This is a genomic window from Candidatus Protofrankia californiensis (assembly GCF_900634765.1).
Lineage (GTDB): Bacteria > Actinomycetota > Actinomycetes > Frankiales > Frankiaceae > Protofrankia > Protofrankia californiensis.
In genome coordinates, this window is the sequence record NZ_CAAAFT010000390.1 from 1,212 (window position 1) to 4,627 (window position 3,416).

General features: G+C 73.3%; 3 protein-coding genes and 1 pseudogene. All 4 read right to left on the reverse strand.

All coding sequences use genetic code 11. The annotated features are described in order from the left end of the window. The coding region (locus DD1DGNOD_RS19985) for a transcription antitermination factor NusB (RefSeq protein WP_131770812.1) at nucleotides 1-1,151 on the reverse strand (1,151 nt) is incomplete at its 3' end. A 59-nt stretch (nucleotides 1,152-1,210) separates the two neighbouring features. Continuing rightward, a complete protein-coding gene (fmt, locus tag DD1DGNOD_RS19990) occupies nucleotides 1,211-2,161 on the reverse strand; it encodes a methionyl-tRNA formyltransferase (protein ID WP_131770811.1) in 951 nt (316 codons plus the stop codon). Nucleotides 2,162-2,355: 194 nt separating this feature from the next. Then, entirely contained in the window at nucleotides 2,356-2,904 is a 549-nt protein-coding gene (gene def / locus DD1DGNOD_RS19995; protein ID WP_131768035.1) for a peptide deformylase, read from the reverse strand. Between the two features lie 228 nt (nucleotides 2,905-3,132). Then, nucleotides 3,133-3,416: pseudogene (locus tag DD1DGNOD_RS20000) on the reverse strand (primosomal protein N'); the annotation flags it as partial.

Here is a 3,416-nt window from a genome sequence, read left to right on the forward strand (position 1 = left end):
GGCGCGACCTCGGCCGGCGTCCGGCGCCAGCGAGCCTCCGGCCGACGGCGCAGCGCCCCCAGACCCGTGCAGGGCACGTCAGCGAGCACCCGGTCGACGCTCCCCGGGCGCAGCGGCGCTGCGCGCCCGTCAGCCTGCACCACCGTCACGTTCGACCGGCCCGGCGTCGTGCCGGCAACCGGACTCCCCGGCACGCCGGCCATCGGGTCTCCCGCCGCGCCGGCCACTGGGACCGCCACCGCGCCTGCCACCAGCCGGGCCCGGGTAGCCCGCGGCTCCACCGCGACCAGCCTGGTCCGCGGCAACAGGCCCGCCAGCAGAGCGGTCTTGCCGCCCGGACCGGCGCACAGATCGACGCTCACCCCGGTGTCCGCCCCTACCGTCGCCACTCGCGACAACGCTGTCACGACCAGCTGGCTGCCCTCGTCCTGCACCCCGGCGCGGCCGGCGGAGACCTCCGCGAGCCGCCCCGGATCCCCACCGGCCAGCCGGACCGCATACGGCGACCACGGACCAGGCTCGGCAGCCAGACCAGCATCCCGAGCCGCTCGCAGCAACCCGTCCCGGTCGATCAGGCCGGGACGGGCGACCAGGTGGGTGCAGGGACGCTGGTCATCGGCCTCCAGCGCCGCGCGGGTCTGCGCGAGGTCGCCGCCGAGGGCCGCGGCGAACGTCTCGACCACCCAGCGGGGATGGGAGGTGACCGTCACCAGATGGCCGACCGGGTCGTCGTCATAGCTGGGCGCCGCCAGCAGCACCGCGAGATCACCGCCGGTCTCGGCCACCCGGGCGGCGACCCGGCGCAGCACCGCGTTGGCGAACCGTACCGGCCGCTCGCCACTGGTCCGGCGGACCAGGTCGACGGTCGAGGCGACCGCGGCCCGCGCCGGCACCCGGGTGTGCAGCAACTGGTAGACACCCAGGCGCAACGCGTCCCGTACCTGCGGGTCCATGGCGTCCACCGGACGGTTGGCGACCGTGGCGAGCAACCCGTCCAGGACACCCGAGGCACGCAGGGTGCCGTAGGTCAGCTCGGTGGCGAACCCCCGGTCCCGGGCAGGGAGCCGGCGTTGCGCCAGCAGGGCCGGCAGCAGCAGGTTCGCGTAGGCGCCGCGCTCGTCGACGGCCCGCAGGACCTCCCAGGCGAGCATCCGGGCGGGATCGACCCGGGACGCCCGTGGCCGAGCCCGTGCGGTACCGGCGGCCGGGCTCACGTGAACCTTTCGCCGTCGGCGAGGCGGGCCCCGCGTGCCCAGGCCTCGGCGGCCATCGTGGGACGGCCCTCGGGACGCACCTCGCCGAGCAGCACGATCCCGCTGCCGGTTCCCACCCCGATCTCCCCGTGACCAGCGGGGACGGCGATCTGGCCGGGAACCAGCCGCCCGGCACCGGCCTCTCCCGCCGTTGCCGGCGGACGCACCGGGCCGAGCTTGATCCGGTGGTCACGGAACGTCGTCCAGGCGCCAGGCGCCGGAGTGGCTGCCCGGATCAGCCGGTCGACGCGGTAGGCCGGTGCGGACCAGTCGATCCGCACGTCGGCGACGTTGAGCTTCGGCGCGATCGACACCCCGTCGGCAGGCTGCGGCCGTGCCTGCAGCGATCCGTCACCGATCCCGTCCAGCACCGCCACGAGCAGCCGGGCACCGGCTTCGGCCAACCGTTCCAGCAGGTCGCCGGCGGTGTCATGAGCGCCGATGGGTTCGGTCAGCGTCCCGTAGACCGGACCGGTGTCGAGGTCCTCCTCGATCTGGAAGACCGACGCGCCCGTCACGTCGTCGCCTGCCAGCAGGGCGCGCTGCACGGGCGCGGCACCGCGCCAGGCGGGAAGGACGGAAAAATGCAGGTTGACCCACCCGCGCCTGGGGATGTCGAGCGCGGCCCGCGGCAGCAGGGCGCCGTAGGCCACCACCGGGCAGCAGTCGGGCGCGATCTCGGTGAGCCGGGCGAGGAAGTCGGGGTCACGGGCCCGGTCCGGCGTCAGGACCTCCACGCCCCGCTCCTCGGCAAGAGCCCTGACAGGCGAGTGCGCGACCTTGCGACCACGGCCCACCGGCCGATCGGGACGGGTCACGACCGCGACGACACTGTGGCGGGGAGAATCGAACAGCGCCCGCAGGCTCGGCAGGGCCGCCGCCGGGGTACCGGCGAACACCAGCCGCATCAGCGACCACCCCGCCAGGTCGATCGTGTAGATGGGAACAGGCGAGGACTCACGGTCCAACGCTAGCCCCGTCCCGCGCACGCGCGGTCCAGCGGGTTGTGTTCCGCGGAACAATCACTGGCCGTCCTGACCGAGCTGGCCCGGCGTCCGAACTACCGGCTCACCGGCCAGCCGCGACGCGCGGGCGAGCCCGGTCAGCGGGCCCGGCCGAACAGCGGGTGCGGGGACACCTTCACCGCGGGTGGCGCCTGCCCGGCCCACTCCGCCTCGCGGATGGCCTTCATGGCCGCCTTTTTTGTGACCTGATCCAGCCTGTCGATGAACAGCACCCCGTCCAGATGGTCGGTCTCATGCTGGACACAGCGTGACATCAGGCCGTTGCCCTCGATCGTGATGGGGTCGCCGTGGACGTTCTGACCGACCGCAAGCACCCGCTCCGGCCGCTTCAGTTCGAACGAGAGACCGGGCAGGGAAAGGCAGCCCTCGTCGCCGTCCATCAGCTCTTCGCTGAAGGGCCCGAGGACGGGATTGATCAGATGCCCGATCTGGTCCTCCACGTCGAAGGTGAACACCCGCAGCGACACCCCGAGCTGCGGCGCGGCCAACCCGACCCCGTTCGCCTCGTGCATGGTCTCGGTGAGGTCGACGACCAACCGGCGGAGCTCCTTGTCGAAGGTGGTGACCGGCTCGGCCACCGTCCGCAGCACCGGGTCTCCCAACAGTCGGATCTCCCGAACCGTCACTGTCGCACCTCTTCCCGGGCCTGCCCCGCCGCATATTCCGTGCATACATCGTACGTATTCCGCTACCTGCCTGTTGCCGCCGCACGTCCGGCACAGGCAGGCTGGCACCTGCCGCATCCCCGGTCGGGGCGGCAGCGGCATCGCCGATGATCGGACACCGTCGCACGAGCGGTGGAAGCCCATGCTACGGGCCGCATGGCCACGGCTGTGTGGTGAACACCGTGGGCGTCACACCAGGGTGATCGGATCGAGCACGACCCGGACCGGCGCGGACCTGCGGGCGTCAAGCACACCGCGGGCTGCCTTGACTGCGGTGGCAAGGTGCTGCCCCTGTGCTCTCGGGACCCGTACCAGGACGCGCTCCCACTGCTGCGCGGCAGGTTCCTCCGGCCGATCCGCCGCGGCAGGTTCCAGCCGACCCGCCGCCCCAGTGCCACCCGGCCGACCCGCTGCCCTGGCACCACTCGGCCGATCCGCCTCGTCCAGCGGGACCGGGCCGAGGACGTCGACAC